Source organism: Xanthomonas cassavae CFBP 4642, assembly GCF_000454545.1.
GTDB lineage: Bacteria > Pseudomonadota > Gammaproteobacteria > Xanthomonadales > Xanthomonadaceae > Xanthomonas > Xanthomonas cassavae.
The window spans coordinates 3,097,428-3,119,350 of record NZ_CM002139.1; the positions used below are offsets into that span (position 1 = coordinate 3,097,428).

General features: G+C 64.5%; 16 protein-coding genes and 1 tRNA gene. 2 read left to right on the plus strand and 15 right to left on the minus strand.

The annotated features are described in order from the left end of the window. Positions 1-71: 71 nt before the first annotated feature. The 12 genes from XCSCFBP4642_RS0113675 to thrS form a co-directional block, all read right to left on the minus strand. Positions 72-1,526 (minus strand): undecaprenyl-phosphate glucose phosphotransferase, encoded by a 1,455-nt coding sequence (locus XCSCFBP4642_RS0113675; RefSeq protein WP_029220293.1) that lies wholly within the window; start codon positions 1,524-1,526, stop codon positions 72-74. Positions 1,527-1,769: 243 nt separating this feature from the next. Beyond that, positions 1,770-3,209, minus strand: a complete 1,440-nt coding sequence (locus tag XCSCFBP4642_RS0113680) for a GumC family protein (protein ID WP_029220294.1) — start codon at positions 3,207-3,209, stop codon at positions 1,770-1,772. Beyond that, positions 3,191-3,889: a polysaccharide biosynthesis/export family protein gene (locus tag XCSCFBP4642_RS0113685; RefSeq protein WP_029220295.1), complete on the minus strand. Its 699-nt coding sequence runs from the start codon at positions 3,887-3,889 to the stop codon at positions 3,191-3,193. The genes XCSCFBP4642_RS0113680 and XCSCFBP4642_RS0113685 overlap by 19 nt, the downstream gene beginning before the upstream one ends. 471 nt (positions 3,890-4,360) lie before the next feature. Continuing rightward, positions 4,361-4,437: transfer RNA gene (locus tag XCSCFBP4642_RS0113690), tRNA-Pro, on the minus strand. A gap of 61 nt (positions 4,438-4,498) precedes the next feature. Beyond that, positions 4,499-4,855: a MerR family transcriptional regulator gene (locus XCSCFBP4642_RS0113695; protein WP_005995911.1), complete on the minus strand. Its 357-nt coding sequence runs from the start codon at positions 4,853-4,855 to the stop codon at positions 4,499-4,501. Beyond that, positions 4,836-5,135 (minus strand): integration host factor subunit alpha, encoded by a 300-nt coding sequence (locus XCSCFBP4642_RS0113700; protein ID WP_002811076.1) that lies wholly within the window; start codon positions 5,133-5,135, stop codon positions 4,836-4,838. The genes XCSCFBP4642_RS0113695 and XCSCFBP4642_RS0113700 overlap by 20 nt, the downstream gene beginning before the upstream one ends. Positions 5,136-5,156: 21 nt before the next feature. Then, the gene (gene pheT, locus XCSCFBP4642_RS0113705; RefSeq protein WP_029220296.1) at positions 5,157-7,535 is read right to left on the minus strand and encodes a phenylalanine--tRNA ligase subunit beta; all 2,379 of its coding nucleotides are present in this window, start codon (positions 7,533-7,535) and stop codon (positions 5,157-5,159) included. 115 nt (positions 7,536-7,650) lie between these two features. Further along, complete coding sequence (gene pheS / locus XCSCFBP4642_RS0113710) at positions 7,651-8,646, minus strand: phenylalanine--tRNA ligase subunit alpha (protein WP_029220297.1); 996 nt, start codon at positions 8,644-8,646, stop codon at positions 7,651-7,653. Positions 8,647-8,901: 255 nt separating this feature from the next. Further along, positions 8,902-9,261, minus strand: a complete 360-nt coding sequence (gene rplT, locus XCSCFBP4642_RS0113715; RefSeq protein ID WP_003484828.1) for a 50S ribosomal protein L20 — start codon at positions 9,259-9,261, stop codon at positions 8,902-8,904. A gap of 10 nt (positions 9,262-9,271) precedes the next feature. Next, positions 9,272-9,469, minus strand: coding sequence for a 50S ribosomal protein L35 (rpmI, locus tag XCSCFBP4642_RS24805; protein ID WP_002811096.1), 198 nt, complete (start codon positions 9,467-9,469; stop codon positions 9,272-9,274). A gap of 239 nt (positions 9,470-9,708) precedes the next feature. Continuing rightward, positions 9,709-10,251, minus strand: a complete 543-nt coding sequence (infC, locus tag XCSCFBP4642_RS0113725; RefSeq protein WP_077708941.1) for a translation initiation factor IF-3 — start codon at positions 10,249-10,251, stop codon at positions 9,709-9,711. Positions 10,252-10,299: 48 nt separating this feature from the next. Further along, positions 10,300-12,204, minus strand: a complete 1,905-nt coding sequence (gene thrS / locus XCSCFBP4642_RS0113730) for a threonine--tRNA ligase (RefSeq protein WP_029220298.1) — start codon at positions 12,202-12,204, stop codon at positions 10,300-10,302. A gap of 322 nt (positions 12,205-12,526) precedes the next feature. Between thrS and XCSCFBP4642_RS0113735 the strand changes: the two genes are divergently transcribed. Further along, the gene (locus tag XCSCFBP4642_RS0113735; RefSeq protein ID WP_029220299.1) at positions 12,527-13,648 is read left to right on the plus strand and encodes a LacI family DNA-binding transcriptional regulator; all 1,122 of its coding nucleotides are present in this window, start codon (positions 12,527-12,529) and stop codon (positions 13,646-13,648) included. A 124-nt stretch (positions 13,649-13,772) separates the two neighbouring features. Here XCSCFBP4642_RS0113735 and XCSCFBP4642_RS0113740 read toward each other — a convergent pair whose 3' ends face one another. From XCSCFBP4642_RS0113740 to XCSCFBP4642_RS0113750, 3 genes are read right to left on the minus strand one after another with little or no spacing between them, the layout of a single operon-like run. After that, positions 13,773-15,446 (minus strand): alpha-amylase family glycosyl hydrolase, encoded by a 1,674-nt coding sequence (locus XCSCFBP4642_RS0113740; protein WP_029220300.1) that lies wholly within the window; start codon positions 15,444-15,446, stop codon positions 13,773-13,775. Continuing rightward, a complete protein-coding gene (locus XCSCFBP4642_RS0113745) occupies positions 15,446-16,924 on the minus strand; it encodes an MFS transporter (RefSeq protein ID WP_029220301.1) in 1,479 nt (492 codons plus the stop codon). The genes XCSCFBP4642_RS0113740 and XCSCFBP4642_RS0113745 overlap by 1 nt, the downstream gene beginning before the upstream one ends. Continuing rightward, entirely contained in the window at positions 16,921-19,107 is a 2,187-nt protein-coding gene (locus tag XCSCFBP4642_RS0113750) for a glucosidase family protein (protein WP_029220302.1), read from the minus strand. The genes XCSCFBP4642_RS0113745 and XCSCFBP4642_RS0113750 overlap by 4 nt, the downstream gene beginning before the upstream one ends. A 448-nt stretch (positions 19,108-19,555) precedes the next feature. Between XCSCFBP4642_RS0113750 and XCSCFBP4642_RS0113755 the strand changes: the two genes are divergently transcribed. Continuing rightward, entirely contained in the window at positions 19,556-21,637 is a 2,082-nt protein-coding gene (locus XCSCFBP4642_RS0113755) for a glycoside hydrolase family 97 protein (protein ID WP_029220303.1), read from the plus strand. Positions 21,638-21,923: the final 286 nt, after the last annotated feature.

The following is a 21,923-nucleotide window of genomic DNA, read 5'->3' on the forward strand; positions in this document are numbered from 1 at the left end:
CCTGAAAGGGGCGGCTGCAATGCAGCCGCCCGCGGCGCCGGACGCGCCAGGTCGCACGCTTCCCGCCATCATCAGTACGCGGTCTTCTGTCCGAGCACGCGCACCGCAGTCAGCACGATGATGCGGATATCCAGCCACAGCGACCAGCGACGGATGTAGTCGAGGTCGTACTGGATGCGCTTCTTCATCGTCCGCAGCTCCGGGGTCTCACCACGGAAGCCGTTCACCTGCGCCCAACCGGTGATACCCGGCTTGACGTAGTGGCGCTGCATGTAATGGTTGATCAGCTTTTCGTAGTGCGTGTTGTGCTGTGCCGCGTGCGGACGCGGGCCCACGATCGACATGCTGCCACCCAGCACATTGAAGATCTGCGGCAGCTCATCCAGGCTGCTACGACGCAGGAACGCCCCAAAGCGGGTGATACGTGTATCGTTCTTGGTCGCTTGCTGGATGGTGGTGCCATGATCGTCATGCACGCGCATAGAGCGGAACTTGAACATGTAGAACTCGCGGCCGCCCAGGCCATGACGGCGCTGGCGGAAGAACACCGGGCCCGGCGAGCTCAGTTTGACACCAACCGCAATCGCAGCCATCAGTGGCCACAGGCCCATCAGTGCAATCACGGCCAGGATCTTGTCCTGCAACGCTTTGGCCACCACGAAGTAATTGTCGCGGTCCACGCCACCCTGGCGCAGGTTGATCACCGGAGTGTTGCCGATCTGCTCACCGGACTGGTTCAACAGACCGAAGTCGAACAGGTCGGGCACCAGCTTCACATTGATCGGATAGCGGTCCAGGCGCTGCAACAGCTGCTTGATATGGTCGCGCTCGCCCAGCGGCAGCGAGATCCACACCTGCTCGACCTGGTTTTCCTTCAGGTAGTCGATCAGCGCATCCGGCTCGCCCAGGCACGGCAGCGACTGGCGCTGCTCGGTCACGGCAATGTCGTACGGAGTGCGGAAGTAACCGACCAGGTTCATCCCCACCCACGGGTTGCGGCTCAGGTAGTGATTGATCTTCATCACCGGGTGACGCAGACCGACCACCACCACGCGCTGCACGTCTACGCCCTGGGCCCGCAGGTGGTTCAGGAAGCCGCGCAGCAAGGTGCGGGCCGCCACCAGCGATGCCAGGCCGCCGACAAACCAGAGACCAATCCAGCCGCGCGAGACCTGCTCGCCCACCTGCACGATCAGCGCATGCACCGCGAACAAGGCGAACACACCGCCGAAGGCACCACCGAGTACCATCAATTCGCTCAGCAGTCCGCGACCACGCCAGCTGCGATACAGCGGAAACAGCGCGAAGCAGATCACCGAATACAACAGCGTGGTGGCGATGGCGGCCCGGTATGGCGCCGCCGGCACCCAGGAGCCGAACACGATGCGATAGGCGACCAGGCCGGAAACGACCACCATGGTCAGGTCGAAAACACGCAGTACCAGGTCGGCTGCAGCCGAATACTTGGACAACAATCGCGGCGAGGATGTGGTGTAGGTCGCGCTACTCAAGTCTGCCAAAAGCATGGGGATGTCCTCCAAACTCGATACGGCGCATGCGGGGGAACATACGAATCGCACGCGAGCTTTCAATCATCTCCGTCGCATGATCACCGCGGTAATACCTACCGACCCCAGATCAGGCGACAGCCCTTTGTTTCAACAGAGACAAACTTTCAAACGAAGGAGCCCGAAACATACGGGATCCAACCTTTTCCACGCTGAATCAGTTGTCACTTTAATTAACCACCGCTTTGCAACACCACGATGTCAGTTCAATCGTGTTTCCGACCCGTTGCCCCGCAGGAAGTAGCGCACAAGCGCCACAGCCAGCCCAAGGAATACGCCAAAGATGAATCCCAACGCGAGGTTCAGTTTGAGTTTCGGCGAAGTCTTCGACGTAGGTACATCTGCAGTGTCGACGATGGTCACGTTGTTGGCGCCAACGTTGCTCGCAACACCGATCTCCTTGTAACGCTGCAGGAGCGCATCGTAGAGCTGGCGGTTGGTATCGACGTCGCGCTTGAGCATGTTGTAGCGGATGCTGCGGCTTTGCAGATCGAGTTCGTTGTTGCGCAGGCCGGCAATGCGTTCGTTGAGCAATTGCTCCTGATGCACGGACGCATCGTAGGTCGCCTTGAGCGACTGGCGCACGTTGACGATCTCGCCATTGATCTGCCGGCGCGACTCTTCTATCTGCGCCTTCAGACGCTGCATTTCCGGGTAGTCCGGCTTGAAGGTCGACAGCTTCTGCTGGTACTCGCTGGTCAGGCGCACCTGCTCGCCGCGCAGCGTCTGGATCAACGGGCTGCTCAGCACCTGCGGCAGCGACATCGCGTCGCCGGCCGCGGCCTGTCGCCAGGCGGCCTCGGCCTTGATGCGCGCATCTTGCGCCGAGGCCAGCATTGCGTTGAGGTCGGTCAGGTTCTGCGCCGGCAATGAAGGCTTGTCGTCGCCCACCGACACGATCTGCTCATCGGTCGAGTACGCCACCAGCGTCTTCTCCGAGTCCTCGACCTTGGAACGCAGTTGCTCCAGACGCTCGGCGAGGAACTTGGTCGCGAACGAGGACGCCTTCATGCGGCGCTCCTGCGTACTGACGATGAACACCTTCGGATACGTATTGGCGATCTTTGCCGCCAGCACCGGGTCCGGCGAATCGTAATTAACGTAGACCAGGCGCGAATTGAGGATCGGCTCGACCACCAGGCCTGCAAGCAAGGTATCGGTCAGGCTGCGCTCGATGATCGCCTGACGCGAATCCACCGACTTGCCGGCTTCCGGATTCTTGGCCGCTGCCTTGGCCAACGCTTCGTCGACCTGATCCTTGAACGCGGGATCTTGGTCAAGCTTGGCTTCGCGAATTACCGCACGTGCCAGCGAACGGCTCTGCAGCAGCTGGTACTGGGTCTGGTAGAAGTCGCGATCCTGCGGCGACTCCACCGGCATCAGGTTGTCGACATTCACCACGTTGAGCGAGTCGCGCTCGATCTGCAGCGTACTGGTGGCGCGATACTTTTCCGGCATCAGGAAGGTGATCACCAGCGCCAGCAGGGTCGCGCCGATGGTGATCAGGATGATCAGCCAGCGCTGCGACACCAGCGCGCGCCAATAGTCGAGCAAGCTTACGTCGGCCAATTCAAGATGCCCGTGGCGCTGCGACGGCGAGGAACGATTGTCTGAATTCATACTCATCGGTAAGCGCGCCACACCATCACAAGAGGAGTCAGTTCCAGCATGGTACGCAGCCAGACGCGCGCATCCGAGCGATACACCACAACGATGTCGCCACCGTAGATCTCCGGGTCCGGATTGGCGCCCTTCTCGATCTCGGTCAGGTCGAAGCGCGCGATCATCTTCTGCCCATTGACCATGCGGAACACGATCACATTGCCGCGGCTTGCCACGGTGCTGACGCCCTTGGCCTGCGCGACGGCCTGCTGCAGGGTCAGGTTGGCACCGATGACCGGATAGATGCCGGGCTCGGTGACGGCGCCGGTCACGGTGACGCGGCGGCCATTGGATTCCTGCACGAACACCGATACCTGCGGATTTTGCAGATACCCATTGCGGTAGCGGTCGGCGACCATCTTCTCCAGCTCGCCGACGCCCATGCCGGCGGCATTGACGTCGCCGATCAGCGGCAGCGAGATGTGACCGTTCTGATCGATACGCACCTGCCGCTCCAGATCATCGATCTGGAAGACCTTGACCAACAACAGGTCGCCTGGGGAGAGCCGATACTCCGGCTGCACTGCGGACATTGCGAGCGGATCGGGAAGCGGCAATGACGTCGCCATGTCCTTCCCGGTGCTGCAGGCACCCAGTGTCATCGAGCAGATCAACGCCAGGCTGAGGCCTTGGCAAAATCGTCCGATCAGTTTCTTCATGCGTGTGGCTGGCTGCCTCGGTTGGGTGGGACAGGAGCCCGCGCAGCATTCAGCCGGCCAAACGCGCCAGCACGAACGTACGACAGAGGGCTCCATCCCGGAACTTCGGGATTACGACAGATATGACTTGTTGCACTGCACTATGGCACAGAAAGATCGTACCGCAAGACGCTGCACGCCATTTTTTTGACGGCGTTGGCCTATTGATTCAAGTTCGTCGATACCGTGTTAACGAACCGTGATCCACGTTCTGGTCCGGCGCTGATGATTTGGAGCATTTCCACATACTTAGCACCATTTCGTGATCCAGGTCCATAGCGAACCGAACCGTAACAACCGAACGCTAGCGTCCTGTTCATGCTGCACTGCGATATGCCGATCTGCATATTCATCAGACCGAATGAAAACACAAAAAAGCGATGTTGCATCGCAACAAAAAAGCCCATGTCATGACGACATGGGCTTGCTGTGTGGTCGGGGTAGCCGGATTCGAACCGACGACCACTAGTCCCCCAGACTAGTGCGCTACCAGGCTGCGCTATACCCCGAAGATGTTGCGTCCCGCCGCGAGGGCGGCCTGCGATTATAGCGGCTTTGTGAAACGTTTTCCTAGCGGCGTAGCAGCTGCAGCACTTCTTCCAGCTCCATCCGCACCTGCTTGATGATCTGGTTGCTCAATGCCGACTCGCTCTTGGCGCCATCGCCCTCCAGGCGCAGGCGCGCACCGCCGATGGTATAGCCCTGCTCGTAGAGCAGACCGCGGATCTGCCGCACCATCAATACGTCGTGGCGCTGGTAGTAGCGCCGATTGCCGCGCCGCTTGACCGGCTCCAGGCTCGGAAACTCCGTTTCCCAATAGCGCAGCACATGCGGCTTGACGTCGCATAGCTCGCTCACCTCACCGATGGTGAAGTAGCGCTTGGCCGGAATCGGCGGTAGCTCGCGATTACTGCCCGGATCCAGCATAAGCCTCCACCCGTTCCTTGAGTTTCTGGCCCGGGCGGAAGGTCACCACCGTGCGGGCCGAAATCGGAATTTCCTCACCGGTCTTGGGATTGCGACCGGGCCGTTGGTTCTTGCGCCGCAGATCGAAGTTGCCGAAACCGGACAGCTTCACCTGACGGCCCTGCTCCAGCGCATCGCGCAGCACGTCGAAGAACGCATCGACAAATTCCTTTGCCTCACGCTTGTTCAGACCGACCTCGTCGAACAGACGCTCGGCCATCTCCGCTTTCGTCAATGCCATGCCAATCCCCTGGTTACCGCCTCAACTCCGGATCCGGGCGCGGTGCTCGCGCTCGACCACCGCCCCCACATCGGTCACGACCGCATCCACGTCCCGGTCGGTGAGAGTGCGCGAGTTATCCTGCAAAATCAAGCCCATAGCCAGACTCTTGAAACCTGGCTCGACCCCCTGCCCGACATAGCGGTCGAACAGCTGCACCTCGCGCAGCAACGGACCGACCGCAGTCTGCACGCTGGCCGACAGCGACGCCCAACTCACCTGCTCCGGCACCAGGAAGGCCAGGTCGCGGCGCACCGAGGGGAAGCGCGACAGCTCGCCGGCACGCGGCAAGGGGCGCTGCACCAGCGGTGCAAGCTCCAGCTCGAACGCGACCACGTCCACATCGATGTCCATCGCCTTGGCCAGGCGCGGATGCACCTGCCCGATCCAGCCGATGCACACCCCGTCGCGATAGATGTCAGCCGAACGGCCCGGGTGCCCGAACGGCTGCGCCGACGGCCGGAACTCCAGCACCGCACCACTGGCCGCGGCCAGCGCCAGCAGGTCGCCCTTCACATCATGGAAGTCCACCTTGCGTGCCGGCTCGCCCCATTGCAGCGCCAGCGCATCGCCGCACACCGCAGCGGCAACGTGCTGAGCTTCGTGCGGCGCCACGCCCGCATCGGCGGCAGCGGCAAACACCTTGCCCAGCTCGAACAGGCGCACCCGCCCGGCCTGACGCGCCGCGTTGCGGCCCAGGGTCGCCACCAGGCCCGGCAGCAGGCGCGGACGCATGATCGCCAGCTCGGCGCTGAGCGGATTGGCCAGCGGCACCACCCCCTCGCTGAGCTGCCACCGCTGCAGCAGGTCGGCATCGACGAAGGCGTAATTGATGGTCTCCTGCAGTTCGCGCGCCGCCAGCTGGCGGCACACGGTGCGCTCGTCCAGCTGGGTCTCGCTCGGCATCGCGATCCGGCTGGCACCGCCGGGCAGCGTGGTCGGCACCCGGTCGTACCCATGGATGCGCGCCAGCTCTTCGATCAGATCTTCCTCAATGGCGATATCGAAGCGACGGCTCGGCGCCATCACCTGCCAACCCTCGGCCACGGCCTCAAGCTGCATGCCGAGCGCGCTCAGAATGCGCACGACCTCGGCATCGTCAATCCGGATACCGAGCACGCGCACGATCCGCGCACGCCGCAGCAGGATGCGCGCCGGCTGTGGCAGATGCTCCGGCAACTGCGCATGCACCACCGGGCCCGGCGTACCGCCGGCCAGTTCCAGCACCAGGCGCGTGGCCACCTCGATCGCCTGCGGCGCCAGCGCCGGGTCCACGCCACGCTCGAAGCGATGGCCGGCATCGGTGTGCAGGCCAAGCTTGCGGCCGCGGCCCATGATCGCGGCCGGATCGAAATACGCCGATTCCAGGAACACGTTGCGCGTGGTCTCGGTGACCCGCGTGTCCAGCCCGCCCATCAACCCGGCCAGCGCCACCGGGCGGCCGGCATCGGTGATGGTCAGGAAGCTGTCGTCCAACGTCACCTTGCGTCCGTCCAGCAGCGCCAACTGCTCGCCTGCGCGCGAACGGCGCACGCCGATCGGCCCCTGCAAGGTGTCCAGGTCGAAGGCATGCATCGGCTGGCCCAGTTCCAGCATCACGTACTGGGTGATGTCCACCAGCAACGACACCGGGCGCACACCACTGCGACGCAGGCGCTCGGCCAGCCAGACCGGCGTGGTCGCAGCCGGATCGATGCTTTCGATCACGCGGCCGCAATAGCGCGGGGCCTCCTTGCCGGCGTCCAGTTCCACCGCCAGCGTCCGTGTGGACACCGACGCAACGGCAGCCGCGTCGAAGGCAACCACTTCGCTGCCGCAAGCCGCCGCCACATCGAAGGCGATGCCGCGCACGCTGAAGCAGTCGGCGCGATTGGGCGTCAGCTTGATCTCGATGCTGGCATCCGGCAGCCCCAGATACTCGGCCAGCGCCTGACCCACCGGCGCATCGTCGGGCAGCTCGAACAGGCCGGATGCATCGCTGTCCAGACCCAGTTCCTTGGCCGAACACAGCATGCCGTTGGACGCCATCCCGCGCAGCTTGGCCGCAGTGATGGTGAGCGCGCCGATCTGCGCACCGACCAGCGCCAACGGCGCCACCAGGCCTGCACGCGCATTGGGAGCGCCGCACACGATCTGTAGCAACTCGCCCTGCCCGGCATCCACGCTGCAGACCTGCAGACGATCGGCTTCGGGATGACGCAACGCCTGGACGATCCGCGCCACCACCACCTGGCCCAGCGCCTCGCCCAGTGGCATGACCTCTTCGACCTCCAGACCGATCGCCGTCAGCGTCGCAGCCAGTTCGTCGCGCGCGGCCTGGATCGGAACGTGGCTGCGCAGCCAATTTTCAGAGAATTTCATAAGGGGCCGGGATTGGGGATTCGGGATTGGGGATTAGCTAAAACGCGTCGACGGAGTCTGGGACGGACCGGGGCGACGTTGCGAATCCCCAATCCCGAATCCCCAATCCCCGCCGTCAGGCAAACTGCCTGAGAAAACGTACGTCGTTTTCGAAGAAGGCGCGCAGGTCGTTGACACCGTAACGCAGCATCGCGAAGCGCTCCACGCCAAGGCCGAAGGCGAAACCGGTATAGCGCTCCGGGTCGATGCCGACGCTGCGCAGCACGTTGGGGTGCACCATGCCGCAGCCCAGCACTTCCAGCCAGCGTGTGCTGCCATCGGGCTGCTGCCAGGCGATGTCCACTTCCGCACCCGGCTCCACGAACGGGAAATAGCTGGGACGGAAGCGCATGTCGAAATCGCGCTCGAAGAATGCGCGCACGAACTCGGACAAGGTGCCCTTGAGATCGGCGAAGTTGGAATGTTCGTCCACCAGCAGTCCTTCGACCTGATGGAACATCGGCGAGTGGGTCTGGTCCGAATCGGAGCGATACACCTTGCCGGCGGCGATCATGCGCAGCGGCGGCGTGTGTGCGTCCATGTAGCGCACCTGCACACCGGAGGTATGGGTCCGCAACAGGCGGCCGTCGCCGAAGTAGAAGGTGTCATGCATCGCGCGCGCCGGATGGTGCGGCGGGAAGTTCAGCGCTTCGAAGTTGTGCCAGTCGTCCTCGATTTCCGGGCCGTCGGACAACTCATAGCCCAGCCGCGCGAAGATTTCGACGATGCGCTCGAGCGTGCGCGTGACCGGATGCAGGCCACCCCGTTCGCTCCGACGTCCCGGCAAGGTGACGTCGATACGCTCCCCGGCAAGGCGAGCGTCCAATGCGGCGGTTTCCAGCGTGATCTTGCGCTGCGCCAATGCAGCGGTCAGTGCGTCGCGCGTCTGGTTGATCGCCTCGCCGGCAGCCTTGCGCTGGTCGGCCGCCAGCGTACCGAGCTGCTTGAGCTGGGCGGTGATGCTGCCGCTCTTGCCCAGCAAGGCGACCCGCAATGCTTCCAGTTGGTCCGGCGTCTGTGCGGCGGCGACATCGGCCAGCGCGCGCTCGGTCAGGGATTGAATCTCACTCATTGCACTTGCGCCTCAACTGCGTCAACCGAACGGTGTTTCCGGATGCACCGGAACGCATTGTCACTGGACCAACCTGCCATCACCCACTTGATGGCTTCGCAAAAACGCAAAAGGGGAAGGACTCGCGCCCTTCCCCCTGCATCTCTGCGGCTCACCTCATCGAAGGCATGCACACCAAGTGCGACTACACCCGATGACCCGCCTCTTTAAGCAGTCCGCACATGGATGTGCGGGCTCCTGCAGAGGGACCTGCATTTACGCCGCCAGCGCGCCCTTGGCCTTCTCGGCCAGCGCGGCAAAGCCGGCGGCGTCGTGCACGGCGATATCGGCCAGCACCTTGCGGTCCAGGGTGATGCCAGCCTTGAGCAGGCCGTTCATGAAACGGCTGTAGCTCAAGCCGTTGATGCGGGCAGCCGCATTGATGCGGGTGATCCACAGCGAACGGAAATTACGCTTCTTCTGCTTGCGGCCGATATAGGCGTACTGCTGTGCCTTGATGACCGCCTGCTTGGCAACGCGGAAGACCTTGCGGCGAGCGTTGTAATAGCCCTTTGCCAGGGTCAGAATTTTCTTGTGGCGGCGACGCGCCTGTACGCCACGCTTTACTCGTGCCATGGGTCAGTCCTCAGAGGTAGGGAAGCATACGATCGAGACGGCCAGCGTCCTCGGCACGGACGTGGTTCGTCTGCCGCAGGTTGCGCTTCCGCTTGGTCGCTTTCTTCGTGAGGATGTGGCTACGGTTTGCGTGGCCGCACTTGTACTTGCCGGAGGCGGTCTTGCGGAAACGCTTGGCCGCCGCCCGGTTGGTCTTGATCTTGGGCATTGCTATGTCCTTGATGGTGTTTTGTCACTGACACGGGCGGCAGTCTTGCGACCACGCTTTCCATCCTTGCCCTTGCCTGCTTGTAAGTCCTTGATCGAACACGATCCGGACAGGTCCTGGTGCCGCTTGCGCGACGTCCCGGCAAAACCGGGCCGCGCAGTCTACCCGTTGCCGGGAATTCTTGCAAATCGAGCAATACTCGCCGCGGCCGACCCGGTCAGGGCCGCCGCGGCAGCGGGTCAGACCTTCTTCTTCGGCGCGATCATCATGACCATCTGACGCCCTTCCAGGCGCGGACGGGATTCGATGACGATGTCGTCGCCCAGATCGGCCTCGATCCGAGCCGCCATCTCGCGGCCGAGCTCCTGATGGCTCATTTCGCGGCCACGGAAGCGAATGTTGACCTTGACCTTGTCGCCCTCTTCCAGGAAACGGCGCATGTTGCGCAGCTTGATCTGGTAGTCGCCCTCGTCGGTGACCGGACGGAACTTGAGTTCCTTGATCTCGACCTGCTTGGTCTTCTTCTTGGCCTCGTTGGCCTTCTTCTGCTGCTCGAACTTGAACTTGCCGAAATCCATGATCTTGCAGACCGGCGGATCGGCCTGCGGCTGGATTTCGACCAGATCCAGGCCTTCTTCCTCGGCCTTGGCGAGCGCTTCGTCGCGCGACAACACGCCGACCATCTCTCCGTCGCTGCCGATCACGCGGACGCGCGGCACGCGGATTTCTTGGTTCTTGCGGTTCTGTTTGTTGTCAGGGGTACTGATATTGCAATCTCCCAGGGGAATCGAACCGGCGCATCCGGATCATCCAGACCGGCCGGGGTTGGCTCACGCTGCCTGCTCTGCCTGCAGACGCTCGATGAAGGCCGAAACCGCCATGGTCCCGAGGTCCTCTCCCGACCGCGTCCGCACGGCAACTGCGCCATTTTCCTTCTCACGGTCGCCGACCACGAGCAGATAGGGCACGCGTTGCAGCGTATGCTCGCGAATCTTATAACCGATCTTCTCGTTACGCAAATCGGCGCTGACACGGAAGCCTTGATTTGCAAGGGTTTTCCGAACCGAGTCGACATATTCAGCCTGAGCGTCGGTGATGTTGGCGACAACGACCTGGACCGGCGCCAGCCAGGACGGGAAGGCGCCGGCATGGTGCTCGATCAGGATGCCGATGAAACGCTCCATCGAGCCGACGATGGCCCGGTGCAGCATCACCGGATGCTTCTTCTGGCTGTTCTCGTCCACATACTCGGCGCCCAGACGACCGGGCATCATGAAGTCGACCTGCATGGTGCCCAGCTGCCAGGTGCGGCCGATGGCGTCCTTGAGGTGGTATTCGATCTTGGGGCCATAGAAGGCGCCCTCGCCCGGCAGCTCCTGCCACTCCACCCCGCACACGCCCAGCGCGCTGCGCAGCGCGGCTTCGGCCTTGTCCCAGGTGGCATCGTCGCCCAGGCGCTTTTCCGGGCGCAGCGCAATCTTGATGTGGATGTCGTCGAACCCGAACGCGGTGTAGACCGCCAGCGCCTGCTGGTGGAAGGCGGTGACTTCGGACTCGATCTGCGATTCCAGGCAGAACACGTGCCCGTCGTCCTGGGTGAAGCCGCGCACGCGCAGGATGCCGTGCAGCGCGCCGGAGGGCTCGTTGCGGTGGCAGGCGCCGAATTCGCCGTAGCGGATCGGCAGGTCGCGGTAGCTGTGCAGGCCCTGGTTGAACACCTGCACGTGGCCGGGGCAGTTCATCGGCTTGACCGCGTAGGTGCGCTTCTCCGACTCGGTGAAGAACATCGCGTCCTGGTAGTTGTCCCAGTGGCCGGATTTCTGCCACAGCGACACGTCCAGGATCTGCGGGCAGCGCACTTCGCCGTAGCCGCTATCGCGGTAGACCTTGCGCATGTACTGCTCGACCACCTGCCACAGCGACCAGCCCTTGGGGTGCCAGAACACCAGGCCGGGCGCTTCTTCCTGCAAGTGGAACAGGTCCTGCGCCTTGCCGATGCGGCGGTGGTCGCGCTTGTCGGCTTCCTCCATGCGCAGGATGTAGGCATCCAGCTGCTTCTTGTCGGCCCAGGCGGTGCCGTAGATGCGCTGCAACTGCTCGTTCTTGGCATCGCCGCGCCAGTAGGCGCCGGAGATGCGGGTCAGCTTGAACGCCTTGAGGAAGCGCGTGTTGGGCACGTGCGGGCCGCGGCACATGTCCACGTACTCCTGGTGGTAGTACAGGCCCATCGCGGTGATGTCCTCGGACATGTCCTCGATCAGGCGCAGCTTGTACTCCTCGCCGCGCTGGGCGAAGACCTCGATCACCTCCGAACGCGGGGTGACCTTCTTGATCACGTCGTAGTCCTGCGCGATCAGTTCCTGCATGCGCTGCTCGATCGCGGCCATGTCCTCGGGCGTGAACGGGCATTCGCTGTAGATGTCGTAATAGAAGCCTTCGGCGATGACCGGGCCGATCACCATCTTAACCTCGGGATACAGCTGCTTGACCGCGTGCCCGACCAGGTGGGCGCAGGAGTGGCGGATGATCTCCACCCCCTCGGCGTCCTTGGCGGTGATGATGCGCAGGCTGGCGTCATGGTCGATGACGTCGCTGGCGTCGACCAGCTGGCCATCGACCTGGCCGGCGATGGTGGCCTTGGCCAGGCCGGCGCCGATCGACTGGGCGACCTGCATCACCGAGACGGGGGATTCGAATTCGCGGCGGCTGCCGTCGGGGAGCGTGATATTGATCATGGGCAAGAATGAGGTCTGGTCTGGCTGCAGCCGGAAGCTGCCATGGGAGACCTGACCACTGCTGGACAGGCTCGGGGAGAAGCGGGAAAGGTCATGCAGAAGACCGCGTCGCGGGCGCCACGGACACGGACGCCGGTCGGGATCAGCGGTGGGCGGTGGTAGTGCTCATGTCGCACGCTCGGCCGGCGCGGGGCGCGGGCCACCTTCTCGCAAGGGGTCTTGGGCGTGAATGGTAAACCAATCAGGCGGCCACCGGGCGGGCCGGCACGGGGCCGCCGGGCGCATGGCATGATGCCGGCCATTCGTCCTGCCGCTGCCGACCATGACCATCAAGGGTAAAGCCACCTCGCTGGATATCGCCTACCTGGCTGGCGTGTCGCAGCCGACCGTGTCGCGCGCCTTGCGCGGCAGCCCGATGGTCAACGAGGAAACCCGCAAGCGCATCCTGCGCATCGCCCGCGAGCTGAATTACAAGGTCGACAAGAACGCCTCCTCGTTGCGGCTGCGCAATGCCGGCACGCTGGCGCTGCTGTTCTTCGAAGACCCCACCGCCGACGATTCGCTGATCAATCCGTTCTTCCACTCGATGCTGGGCTCGATCACACGCGCCTGCGCGCTGCAGGGCTACGACCTGCTGGTGTCGTTCCAGCAGCTGTCCAAGGATTGGCAGGCCGACTACGAAGACAGCAACAAGGCCGACGGCATCATCCTGTTGGGCTACGGCGATTACCAGGAGTCGCGCCAGCGGCTGCAGCGGCTGGTGGAACAAGGCACGCATTTCGTCCGCTGGGGCGCGGCGCTGCCGGGCCAGCCGGGCATCTCGATCGGCAGCGACAACTACCAGGGCGGGCTGGACATCACCGAGCACCTGTTGGCGCAGGGCTGCCGACGCATCGCCTTCCTGGGCCATGCCTCCAATCACTATCCCGAATTCGAGGAACGTTACCGCGGCCACGTCGCCGCGCTGGCGCAACAGGACCTGGTTGCCGACGCGGCGCTGCAGTTCGATGCGATCACCACCGAGTCGTCCGGTCACGCCGCATGCCTGGCGCTGCTGGACAGCGGCAAGGCGTTCGATGCGGTGTGCGCAGCCAGCGACCTGATCGCCATCGGCGCGATGCGCGCCCTGCGCGAGCGCGGCCTGCGCGTGCCGCAGGACGTGGCGGTCAGCGGCTTCGACGATATCGCGCTGGCCGCCTCGGTGGCGCCGGCCTTGTCCACGGTGCAGCAGGACACCAAGCAGGCCGGCACGCTGCTGGTGGAAAGCCTGGTGGCGCTGATCCGCGGCGAAGCGGCGCAGAGCCGCACGATTCCGGTGCGGCTGGCGCTACGCGATTCTTCGCGCAGCAACGGGTTGCAGCCGCCGCTGGGCTGGGCGCCGTCCGGCGCAGAGACAGGCGATGCGATGACTGAGCGGGCGGCGGACGGGGCAGTCAGGCGCTGATTCGAAATTCGGACGGTATGCAAGGTGGTTTGCGAGATCTCACGACCCGCTGAGTGCGTCGCAGGAGCGCACCCGGGCGCGATGGGGCCTTACCGATAATGCCTTATCGCGCCCAGGTGCGCTCCTACCTATTGCGCGCGTCGCGTGCGGCTTGCTCGACCATCTGTAGGTCCAGCTGCTTGCGCAGCGTCGGGTCGGCGATCGGCGCATCCGACAGCAGCACGCGCACGCCATGCGCCGGGACCTGCGTAACCAGCCGTCCGCGCACCTGCTGCTGCTCGCCGCTGACCGCATCGCGCCACGCGCCGGGCTGCAGGAAGCGCTTCACTTCGAGGGTGGAGGCGGTATCTGCCTTGTTAAGCAGCACCAATGCGGTCTGGGTCGTACCGGCATGCTGATAGACGCGCAGGAACGCGGCTTGATTGCCGCGCAACTGCACATCGACCTGCACGCCGCGCTGCAATGCCGGCGTGTTGCGACGCACCTGGGCGATTTCTTTTAGCGGGCCGAAGATCGGGCTCTGCGGTGCGTTGCGGATACGCTCGACGCCGAAGTAATTGCGGTTGCCTGCATGTTCGGCACGGCCACGCATGAAGCCGGTTTCCGAGCCGTAATAGATCACCGGGATACCGCGCGCGGTGAATAGCCAGTTGTGCGCATCGATGAAGCCGGTGTCGCTGGCGTCCAGGCGTGCCATGTCGTGGTTGTCGTAGAAGCTCATCAGCTCGTAAGGGTTCGCGTACGGCCCCTGGCGCAGGAACAATGGCTTGGCGAGTTTTTCGAAGCCCGCCTGTTCACGACCGAAGACTGCAGACAGCTGCTGCTTCAACGGAAAATCCAGCACGCTGACGCCGGCGTTGCGCGCCCAGGTATGCCCGGCGATCTTGTCGGCGTCGTAGTCGAAAGCTTCGCCGAACATGAAAAATCCCGGGCGTTTTTCGCGGATGCGCGCCACGAAGGCATGCCAGAAGCGATCCGGCATCCAGCCGATGGTGTCGATGCGGAATGCATCGGCGCCCTGCTCCATCCATTGCAGATACGCACCGGCCAGGTAGTCGAGCACGGCCGGATTGTTCTCGTTGAGATCGGACAGTTCCGCCAGCCCGCCGCCGGTGTTGTAGAAGGCATGCAACGGGTTGTGCTGCGGATCCAGCTGCGCGGGCGGCAGATTCCGGTGGTCGGCGGCCAGGCGCCCCTGCGCATCGTAGAGCTTGCCGAAGCCGGGTTGCGCCTGCGGCATGGTGTAGGCCGGCGACCCATGGTTGCCCACGATATCCAGCACCACTTTCAGGTGGTTGGCGTGCATGGCGCGGGTAAAACCGGCGAAATCCAGGCCCGGGCTGGGCAGGTGCTCGTCCAACTTGTAGAAGTTGACGCCCCAGTAGCCGTGGTAGCCGGTCTTGCCGTGATCACTGAGCGTGCTGCCGCAGGTGATCGGCTTGCCGCCGGTGAACGCCTGATCGGGGTTGTCGACGATGGGCGTGATCCACACCGCGCCAAATCCCAGGTCGCGAATGTAGTCGGCATGATCGACGATGCCCTTGAAGTCGCCACCCAGGTAGCCGATGTTGTCGTCGCTGCCATCGGCGCAGGGCGTGGGCACATCGAAGCTGCGATGCGCACCGCCCTGCTCGCGCTGGTCATTGCCGGTATCGCCATTGACGAAGCGGTCGGTGACCACGAAGTACACCGCATCGGCGGCGAATGGCTCCAGGGTGCCGTAGTACTCCTTCGCCGCGGGCGCCGCGAACGCCACGCCTGCGTACATCGTCAACGCCACACACATCGCACTACGCATCACTGCCCTCCCGAGGCAACTGGAACCCGCACCACGCAGACGCCGGCGACCAACAGGCTGAGCCCGCCGATGGCCAATGCGTAGATGGGCTGGCCGCCCAGCCACGCACGGAGCACCAAGCCCAGCGCACTGGCAGCGACCAGCTGCGGAATCACGATGAAAAAATTGAAGATGCCCATGTACACGCCCATCTTGGCGGCAGGCACGCTATCGGACAGCAAGGCGTACGGCAGCGACAGGATCGAGGCCCAGGCAAAGCCGACGCCGAGCATCGACAGCAGCAACCCGTGCGGGTCGCGGATCACCACCATCGACAACAGGCCGGCTGCGCCCAGCCACAGGTTGCACAGATGGCTCCAGCGCAGCCCGATCGCGCGGACCAGCAGGGGGATGACCAGCGCCGCCAGCGCCGCGAAACCGTTGTAGGCACCGAACAGCACGCCCACCCAGTTGGCCCCGTCGTTATAGGCTGCCGATGCAGTATCGGTGGTGCCGAAATGCACTTGGGTCACCGCGGCAGTGGTGTAGATCCACATCGCGAACAGGGCGAACCAGGAGAAGAACTGCACCCAGGCCAGCCGGCGCATGGTGATCGGCATGCTGCGCACATCCTGCACGATCGTCACCAGCATGCTGCCCGGCGGCAACGCCCGCGCCAGCGCCAACAGTGCGCCGTAGGCGATGCACAGGCCTGCCAACACATAGAGCATGCGGTCGCCCTGGTGCCAGGCGATGGCGATAGCCAGCAGCACACCCGTGCCGCACCACGCTGCACTGGCAGCGGGCGGCGGCAACAGGCCGGCCATCGCTGCGCTCGCAGCAGGTGGATGCGCATCGTCGAAGGCAGCCAGCTGGAGCGGGCTGTATTCGCGCGTGCGCAGCACTGTCCAGCCGATCGACAGGAACAGCACCGCCGCACCCAGATAGAACGCATAACGCACGCTGTCGGGCAGCTGCCCCGCGGGCGCGGTATTGGCCACGCCCCATTGAGCCAGCAACCACGGCAGGAAGCTGGCCACGATCGCGCCGATACCGATGAAGAAGCTCTGCATCGCATAGCCGGTAGGTCGCTGCGCCGGTGGCAGCTGGTCGCCGACCAGGGCGCGGAACGGTTCCATCGAGATATTGATCGAGGCGTCCAGCACCCACAACGTGCCGGCAGCGATCCACAGCAGCGGTGCGTTGGGCATCACCAGCAACGCAAGCGTGGTGAACACCGCGCCCAGCATGAAATACGGGCGCCGACGACCCCAGGAGGTCCAGGTGCGGTCGGACAGACAGCCGATGATGGGCTGCACGATCAGCCCGGTCAGCGGTGCGGCGATCCACAGCCCCGGCACGTCGTCGACCTGCGCGCCCAGGGTCTGGAAGATGCGGCTGGCATTGGCGTTCTGCAGCGCAAACCCGAACTGGATGCCGAGAAAGCCGAAGCACATGTTCCAGATCTGCCAGAAACTCAGGCGTGGTTTCGCGGTCATGGCGCGGCCTCCGCGTCGGTCGCCGGCCCGACCACCAATGCACTGACCTGCGCCGTATTGACCATGCCATCGCGGCCGCCACGGCCACCGGTGTACTGGGCAAAATGCGCCAGGGCGCTCATGTTGAAGCCGTCTTCCAAACGAAACACGCAGGCCTGCCCTGCCACGGCATCGAAGCGCACCTGTGTGGACAACTGCTCGCCCACGCTATGCGGCATCACGATCGCCTGCGATTGCGGCGGCCTGCCCGGGCAATCCAGCACCAGCCGCTTCACCGCAGCAGTGACGCCGGTATTGATCGGGCCATTGGCGTTGCGATACCGCAGCGACACGCGATGCCGCCCCGTGGAAGCGGCTTGCCATGCCCAGGTCTGGCTGCCGGGCAAGGTCTGCGATGGGCCAAGCGTCAGCGACGCACTGTGCAGCGACTCCAGGCCATCCACGCGTCGGGTGAGGCTGACCACATGCTGCAGCCCATCGTCGGGCAATGCGTAGTGCTCGGCGGCATCCAGGGCCCGGCCGTCCATGTACAGCGTCATGCCGGCCGGAATCGCAACCCGATACCGATTGGCGTGCTGCTGCGCCTCGGGCGGCGTCGGCGTTGCCGGCGCAAACACCTGCGCCGGTTGCGGCGGCGCCGCCATGTCGGCCTTGCGCCCGACCAGCTGCACCTGCGTGGTCTGGCCCTGTTGCTCGACACGCCCGGCCACCAGCAACTCGCCCTGGTCGTCGGCCGGACGCTGCAGCACATACCGGCGCGTGCCCTGCTCCAGCACGATCTGTTGGCGTGCACCGAACAACAGCGGCACCAGGCTGCGCGGCAACTTCGGGGTGACGCTGCCATCGGCGGACAGGCCAAACACGCCTTCCAGCACCGTCGATAGATACCCCGCCACCGACCACAGCTGGCGCGGGGAATTCACCACCGGGCCGCTGCGCGCGCCCTCTTCAACGTGCACCGCCAGGCGCTGCATGTCGTAGTTTTCCATGTTGGAGCCGGCCAGCGCGCTGCCGCGCATCAACGACTGCAACTCCAGCGCGATGCGCGGCGCATCGTCCAGTGCACGCGATGCGCGCAAGGCATAGGCGCTGACGAACGGCCAGACGGCGCGGTTGTGGTAGATCGGCTGTGCGGCTTCCTGTGGCCACACCACCGGGCTGCCGCCGGCCACTACCGGGTAATTGCGCAGCGCCAGGCGTGCGCGTTCCACCGGGAACACCTCGGCCAGCACGCCCAGCGACACCCCAAGCAGATCGACCTTGGCATAGCGCGCCGGATGCGCGGCATTGCCCAGGTAGCTCACATATTGCTGGCGGGATGCCTCCCAGAAGCGCGCATCGATCGCCTGCTGCAACGCGTCGGCCCATTGCGCGTACTGCGCGGCACGCGCATCGCCGCGCTGGCGCGCCATCTGTTCGGCCAGGCGCAGCGCCTGGTAATGCAACACGTTGGTCGACAGCGCAAAGGACTCGGCGATGAAACGCACGTCCTCGCGGGTCCAGTCCGGATAGGTCTGCTCGCGCCAGTCCAGAAACGATGTCTCGCCGCGGTAGAGGCCGATCTGTGCATCGAACACCGCATCGCGATCCTGCGCGAGCGTGGCCTGCAGCGCCTGCCACACCTCGTCGGCAAACGGCTGGTCGTCCAGCAGACCGCGCGCGGCCAGGAACCACACCACCCGGTCGCTGCTGATCGGCCAGCTGCCACCAGAGCCGGTGTCCTGCGCCACGAACAGGCCGGGCGTGCGGCCATCGCGCGCAGTGGAGAGCTTGAAGCGCAGGGAGTTGCGTGTGCGCTGCGGTTCCAGCCGCGCCAGCGCCAGATCGGCGGCGAAACTGACATCGCGCGTCCACACGTATGGCCAGCGCTCGCCGGTTTCGAAGCAGGTGCACGGCACTGGCTTGCCGGCGTTGAAGGCCGGATCGCGGATCGCCTCGACGCGGTCGTCGGCCATCTCCTGCTGCGCCAGCGCGAACAAGGCATCGAACATCGGGCTGGCGGTGTGCGTACGCATCGGCTGCGCCGCAATGCGGCGCTCGCCCTGCGGCCATCGCAACACGAAACCGCCATCGTCCAGCGCCTGCGCCTGTGCGCGGCGCCCCTGAAATTCCAGCTCATCGGCCAATGCCGGCGAGCTTGCCGCAACGCCCAGCGTTGCAGCCATGCAGATCATCTTCAGCATCGAAGCGGCGAAACGGCTTGCGCCGTCGGCCTTCCTCCCTCGTTGCACGCGTTGTGGTGCGTGGCACAACTGCGCCACGGTCGCGGACCCTCCCAGGTGCCGTGGCGCCATGGTAGACGCGCGCCTTGCCGTTCCGCACCCCTGCATACGTATTCATGGCCGACACCGGTACGCAACATGGTCCGGTGCCGGCGTCGCGCTGCATAGTCGTCGCTTACGCAATGGCCACCTTGGGAAACTCTGAACAACTCCCCCTGATCCTGCGACAATCGCACAGAGGCACCAGGACGATGACGATGCAACTGACCTTCGGCGACGCGGAGTACAACAGCAANCGAAAACGTGCCGAAAACGGCAAAAAACCGGGGGTTTGAGCGCCCTCAGCGCGGCGGATGTGGCGTGTTTCGTTTTCCGGCTGCGTTGATCAGACCATCCCTTGGGAGGGGATATGCCGCTGTCTTCATGTCGAGCACGCTCGACGCTGGGCGCGCGCTGGATCGCGCGCCAGCTGTTGCTCGCCTGCATCGCGAGCGTGGCGCCCATGCTGCATGCCGAGGTCACCACGATCGAAGTCGCCTCGCCCGGCAAGATCCTGCAGGTGAGCCTGGAGCTGGATGGCGGCACGCCGTACTACCGCGTGCAACGCCTGGGCCAGCCGGTGCTGCAGCGTTCAGGGCTGGGTTTCAATCTGCGCGATGGGCGCCTGGACCGCGGACTGGTGGTGCTGTCGCAGGCACGCCAGAGTCATGACGACACCTGGGAGCAGCCGTGGGGCGAGACCCGCCTGGTCCGCAACCACTACAACGAATTGCGTGTTCGCCTGGGTGAGCGTGACGGTGCGCAGCGCAGCTTCGAGGTGGTCTTCCGCGTCTACGACGACGGGCTGGGCCTGCGCTATCACTTTCCCGAACAAGCCGGCCTGCGCGAAGCGATCATCGACGACGAACTCACCGAATTTGCCATTGCCCCACACGCCGATGCATGGTGGATTCCAGCGGGCGAGCCGATCCATTACGAGTATCTCTACAACCGCACGCCACTGAATCAACTCGCCCTGGCGCACACGCCGCTCACGCTACGTACCGACAGCGGGCTACATATCGCGCTGCACGAAGCGGCGCTGGTGGATTATGCCGGCATGTGGCTGCGCCGCACCGACGACCAGCGCCTGCGCGCGCAATTGTCGCCGGCGGCCGAAGGCTGGAAGGTCCGTCGCACCCTGCCCTTCGATACACCGTGGCGCACGCTGCAGATTGCCGATCAGGCCACCGGCCTGGTGGAATCGAACCTGATCCTCAACCTCAACGAGCCCAATGCGCTGGGCAATGTGGACTGGGTCAAGCCGTCCAAGTATGTCGGGGTGTGGTGGTCGATGCATCTCAACCAGCAGACCTGGGCCACCGGCCCCAAGCACGCGGCAACCACGGCCACAACCCGGCGCTACATCGATTTTGCCGCTGCGCACGGCTTTCGCGGCGTGCTGGTGGAAGGCTGGAATCCGGGCTGGGACGGCGAATGGTTCAGCAATGGCGGCAGCTTCGGCTTCACCAAACCTACGCCGGATTTCGATCTGCCCGCATTGAGCAAGTACGCCGCCGGCAAGGGCGTGCATCTGATCGGCCATCATGAGACGGGGTGCGCAGTGGACCATTACGAAGACCAGATCGCCGAAGCGATGGCCCTCTATGCACGTTTTGGCGTGGACTCGGTCAAGACCGGCTATGTCTGCGACGACGGCCAGGTGGAGCGACGCAATCCGGGCGGCGGCGCGCCGCTGCGCGAGTGGCACGACGGCCAATGGATGGCACGCCACCACCTGCGTGTGGTGCGCGAGGCAGCGGAGCGGCATATCGCAGTCAACGCACATGAGCCGATCAAGGACACCGGCCTGCGCCGCACCTATCCCAACTGGATTTCGCGCGAAGGCGCGCGCGGCATGGAATACAACGCCTGGGGCCAGCCACCCAACCCGCCCGAGCATGAGGTCAATCTGGTGTTTACGCGACTATTGGCCGGGCCGATGGATTACACGCCGGGCATCGTGAGCCTGAAAGGTCGCAACGGCCAGGCGATTCCCAGCACGCTCGCCCGCCAGCTCGCGCTCTACGTAACGCTGTACAGCCCGATCCAGATGGCTGCCGACCTGCCCGAGCACTATTTGCAGCACCGCGATGCGTTCCGCTTCATCGAAGACGTGGCGGTGGACTGGGACCAGACCCGCGCGTTGAATGGCGAGGTGGGTGACTACGTCACCATCGCGCGCAAGGACCGGCACAGCCGCGAGTGGTTCCTGGGCAGCATCACCGACGAACACGGTCGTCTGCTGCAGGTGCCGCTGGGCTTCCTGGAGCCCGGCGTGCGCTATACCGCGCAGATCTATCGCGATGGCGATGGCGCCGACTATGTGAGCAACCCGTTCGCCTTCGTGCGCGAAGAGCGTCAGGTCAGCAGCAGCGATACCCTGGAGCTGCGGCTGGCACCGGGCGGCGGGCAGGCGATCCGCTTCGTGCCGATGGGTGGCGCACGTTGAGCGACACCGTTGCGACGGCCCGCATGCAGGGCCACCGCCAACGATTGCATGCCGTCGCGGCACCGTGCCGCTGCGGAGGCGGCATTCCGGTCGCCCGGCAATCCGCAGCAGGCGACTTGGCATGACCGAAAGCCGTGCATGGAATCGATTTCATCGCCAACGTGGCGGTTGAATACGTATGCAGCGGCCGTTTGCACGCAGGCGCGATGTCTACCATACGTTGCAGTCGCGACGCCTTGCATGACGCACGACGCAGCATCTCCAGGCATCCGCCGGACCAAAATTC

What these genes read in the sequence shown, in the direction of transcription:
- XCSCFBP4642_RS0113675 (WP_029220293.1), bottom strand. Translation starts at nt 1,526, where the DNA reads ATGCTTTTGGCAGACTTGAGTAGCGCGACCTACACCACATCCTCGCCG.
- XCSCFBP4642_RS0113685 (WP_029220295.1), bottom strand. Translation starts at nt 3,889, where the DNA reads ATGAAGAAACTGATCGGACGATTTTGCCAAGGCCTCAGCCTGGCGTTG.
- XCSCFBP4642_RS0113695 (WP_005995911.1), bottom strand. Translation starts at nt 4,855, where the DNA reads ATGCTGGATCCGGGCAGTAATCGCGAGCTACCGCCGATTCCGGCCAAG.
- XCSCFBP4642_RS0113700 (WP_002811076.1), bottom strand. Translation starts at nt 5,135, where the DNA reads ATGGCATTGACGAAAGCGGAGATGGCCGAGCGTCTGTTCGACGAGGTC.
- pheT (WP_029220296.1), bottom strand. Translation starts at nt 7,535, where the DNA reads ATGAAATTCTCTGAAAATTGGCTGCGCAGCCACGTTCCGATCCAGGCC.
- pheS (WP_029220297.1), bottom strand. Translation starts at nt 8,646, where the DNA reads ATGAGTGAGATTCAATCCCTGACCGAGCGCGCGCTGGCCGATGTCGCC.
- rplT (WP_003484828.1), bottom strand. Translation starts at nt 9,261, where the DNA reads ATGGCACGAGTAAAGCGTGGCGTACAGGCGCGTCGCCGCCACAAGAAA.
- rpmI (WP_002811096.1), bottom strand. Translation starts at nt 9,469, where the DNA reads ATGCCCAAGATCAAGACCAACCGGGCGGCGGCCAAGCGTTTCCGCAAG.
- thrS (WP_029220298.1), bottom strand. Translation starts at nt 12,204, where the DNA reads ATGATCAATATCACGCTCCCCGACGGCAGCCGCCGCGAATTCGAATCC.
- XCSCFBP4642_RS0113735 (WP_029220299.1), top strand. Translation starts at nt 12,527, where the DNA reads ATGACCATCAAGGGTAAAGCCACCTCGCTGGATATCGCCTACCTGGCT.
- XCSCFBP4642_RS0113740 (WP_029220300.1), bottom strand. Translation starts at nt 15,446, where the DNA reads ATGCGTAGTGCGATGTGTGTGGCGTTGACGATGTACGCAGGCGTGGCG.
- XCSCFBP4642_RS0113745 (WP_029220301.1), bottom strand. Translation starts at nt 16,924, where the DNA reads ATGACCGCGAAACCACGCCTGAGTTTCTGGCAGATCTGGAACATGTGC.
- XCSCFBP4642_RS0113750 (WP_029220302.1), bottom strand. Translation starts at nt 19,107, where the DNA reads ATGCTGAAGATGATCTGCATGGCTGCAACGCTGGGCGTTGCGGCAAGC.
- XCSCFBP4642_RS0113755 (WP_029220303.1), top strand. Translation starts at nt 19,556, where the DNA reads ATGCCGCTGTCTTCATGTCGAGCACGCTCGACGCTGGGCGCGCGCTGG.